Origin of the sequence: Pseudoalteromonas sp. Ld20, assembly GCF_045064175.1 — a bacterium.
In the GTDB taxonomy this organism is placed as follows: Bacteria; Pseudomonadota; Gammaproteobacteria; order Enterobacterales; family Alteromonadaceae; genus Pseudoalteromonas; species Pseudoalteromonas neustonica.
Map to the genome: position 1 here is coordinate 1 of NZ_JBISHB010000006.1, position 3,877 is coordinate 3,877.

The window sequence follows — 3,877 nt, forward strand, 5'->3', positions numbered from 1 at the left end:
AATACACGTTCGCTGATTTATTTGCTTCAGATGATAATGGTTACACCGTAACGCAAACGCAACCTGCGCTTTATAAAGACGGTGTTGAGCGTAATAGCTCGGGTTCTATTGCAGGCTCTGATCTAACGGATACGGTTACCGTTGTGCTTTCAACAAGCAATCAGCTAGTTGACTTTACAGAGCAAAATCCAGATACAGCGACTATTTCAGGGCGTGTGTATTTTGATGCAAACCAAGATGGCACCATTGCTGATAACGATAAGTTACTTGCTGGCGTAGCGATTACCTTAATAGGTAAAGATATCTTCGGGACTGACATTAACCTGACAACGCAAACAAGCGCGCAAGGTGAATACACGTTCGCTGATTTATTTGCCTCAGATGCCAACGGTTATACCGTAACGCAAACCCAACCCGCGCTTTATAAAGATGGTGTTGAGCGTAATAGTGCAGGCATGATTGCAGGCTCTGATGTAACAGATACGGTTACCGTTGCGCTTTCAACTAGCAATCAGCTAGTTGACTTCACAGAGCAAAACCCAGATACAGCAAGCGTGTCAGGCCGTGTGTACTTCGATGAAAATCAAGACGGCACCATTACAGGTAACGACACGTTATTAGCCAATGTAGACATTACCTTAACGGGTAAGGATATCTTCGGTTCAGACATTAACCTTACCGCACAAACGAATGAGCAGGGTGAATATGTTTTCGCTGATTTATTTGCCTCAGATGCCAGCGGTTATAACGTCACGCAAACTCAACCCGCGTTTTATAAAGATGGTGTTGAGCGTAATAGATCGGGTGCTATTGCAGGCTCTGAAACAACTGATTCGGTCACAGTTCAGTTAGTGGCTAACAATAATGAGTTAGTCGATTTTACTGAGCAAAACCCAGATACAGCGACTATTTCAGGGCGTGTGTATTTTGATGCAAACCAAGATGGCACCATTGCTGATAACGATAAGTTACTTGCTGGCGTAGCGATTACCTTAATAGGTAAAGATATCTTCGGGACTGACATTAACCTGACAACGCAAACAAGCGCGCAAGGTGAATACACGTTCGCTGATTTATTTGCTTCAGATGCCAATGGGTACACCATGGCGCAAACACAACCCGCGCTTTATAAAGACGGTGTTGAGCGTAATAGCTCGGGTGCTATTGCAGGCTCTGATCTAACAGATACGGTTACCGTTGCGCTTTCTACAAGCAATCAGCTAGTTGACTTTACAGAGCAAAATCCCGATACAGCGACTATTTCAGGGCGTGTGTACTTCGATGAAAACCAAGACGGTACACTTGCCGGTAACGATAAGTTACTTACTGGCGTAGCGATTACCTTAATAGGTAAAGACATCTTCGGGACTGACATTAACCTGACAACGCAAACGAATGAGCAGGGTGAATATGTTTTCGCTGATTTATTTGCCTCAGATGCCAGCGGTTATAACGTCACGCAAACTCAACCCGCGTTTTATAAAGATGGTGTTGAGCGTAATAGATCGGGTGCTATTGCAGGCTCTGAAACAACTGATTCGGTCACAGTTCAGTTAGTGGCTAACAATAATGAGTTAGTCGATTTTACTGAGCAAAACCCAGATACAGCGACTATTTCAGGGCGTGTGTATTTTGATGCAAACCAAGATGGCACCATTGCTGATAACGACAAGTTACTAGCCAATGTAGACATTACCTTAATAGGTAAAGACATCTTCGGGACTGACATTAACCTGACAACGCAAACAAACGCGCAAGGTGAATACACGTTCGCTAATTTATTTGCCTCAGATGCCAATGGGTACACAGTAACGCAGACGCAACCTGCGCTTTATAAAGACGGTGTTGAGCGTAACAATGCAGGTGTAATTGCAGGCTCTGATCTAACGGATACAGTGACTGTTGTGCTGACCACCAACAACGAGTTTGTTGACTTCACAGAGCAGAACCCCGATACAGTGACTATTTCAGGCCGTGTGTACTTCGATGAAAATCAAGACGGTGTGATTGCAGATAACGATAAGTTATTAGCTAATGTCGATATTACCTTAACGGGTAAGGATATCTTCGGTTCAGACATTAACCTTACCGCACAAACGAATGCGCAAGGTGAATACACGTTTGCGAATTTATTTGCTTCAGATGCTAGTGGTTATACCGTAACGCAAACGCAACCTGCGCTTTATAAAGACGGTGTTGAGCGTAACAATGCAGGTGTAATTGCAGGCTCTGATCTAACGGATACGGTTGCCGTTGTGCTTTCAACAAGCAATCAGCTAGTTGACTTTACAGAGCAAAATCCAGATACAGCGACTATTTCAGGCCGTGTGTACTTCGATGAAAATCAAGACGGCACCATTACAGGTAACGACACGTTATTAGCCAATGTAGACATTACCTTAATAGGTAAAGACATCTTCGGGACTGACATTAACCTGACAACGCAAACAAACGCGCAAGGTGAATACACGTTTGATAATTTATTTGCCTCAGATGCCAATGGATACACCGTGGCGCAAACACAACCCGCGCTTTATAAAGACGGTGTTGAGCGTAATAGCTCGGGTGCTATTGCAGGCTCTGATCTAACGGATACAGTGACTGTTGTGCTGACGACAAGCAACGAGCTTGTTGACTTCACAGAGCAAAACCCAGATACAGCAAGCGTGTCAGGCCGTGTGTACTTCGATGAAAATCAAGACGGTGTGATTGCAGACAACGATAAGTTATTAGCTAATGTCGATATTATCTTAACGGGTAAGAATATCTTCGGAACAGACATTAACCTGACAACGCAAACAAGCGCGCAAGGTGAATACACGTTTGAGAATTTATTTGCCTCAGATGCCAATGGATACACCGTGGCGCAAACACAACCTGCGCTTTATAAAGACGGTGTTGAGCGTAACAATACAGGCATGATTGCAGGCTCTGATCTAACAGATACGGTTACCGTTGCGCTTTCTACAAGCAATCAGCTAGTTGACTTTACAGAGCAAAATCCCGATACAGCGACTATTTCAGGGCGTGTGTACTTCGATGAAAATCAAGACGGTGTGATTGCAGACAACGATAAGTTATTAGCTAATGTAGATATTGCCCTAACAGGTAAAGACATCTTCGGAACTGACATTAACCTGACAACGCAAACAAGCGCGCAAGGTGAATACACGTTCGCGAATTTATTTGCTTCAGATGATAATGGTTACACCGTAACGCAAACGCAACCTGAGCTTTATAAAGACGGTGTAGAGCGTAACAGCTCGGGTGCTATAGCAGGCTCTGATTTAACAGATACGGTTATTGTTATGCTTTCTACAAGCAATCAGCTTATTGACTTCACAGAGCAAAATCCAGATACAGCGACTATTTCAGGGCGTGTGTATTTTGATGAAAACCAAGATGGCACGATTGCAGGTAACGACATGTTATTAGCGAATGTCGATATTACCTTAACGGGTAAAAATATCTTCGGTTCAAGAATCTCGTTAACGACGCAAACGAACGCGCAAGGTGAATACACGTTCGCTGATTTATTTGCTTCAGATGATAATGGTTACACCGTAACGCAAACGCAACCTGCGCTTTATAAAGACGGTGTTGAGCGTAATAGCTCGGGTGCTATTGCAGGCTCTGATCTAACAGATACGGTTACCGTTGCGCTTTCTACAAACAACCAGCTTGTTGACTTTACAGAGCAAAATCCCGATACAGCGACTATTTCAGGGCGTGTGTATTTTGATGAAAACCAAGATGGCACCATTGCTGATAACGACACGTTATTAACGAATGTCGATATTACCTTAACGGGTAAGGATATCTTCGGTTCAGACATTAACCTGACAACGCAAACAAACGCGCAAGGTGAATACACGTT

Annotated in this window: 1 protein-coding gene; it reads left to right on the plus strand. The window is 43.7% G+C overall.

Features of this window, described 5'->3' with window-relative positions; translation table 11 throughout:
- Window positions 1–3,877 (plus strand): beta strand repeat-containing protein (locus tag ACJJVX_RS00145; protein WP_405629455.1); only part of this gene is annotated, 3,877 nt, incomplete at both ends.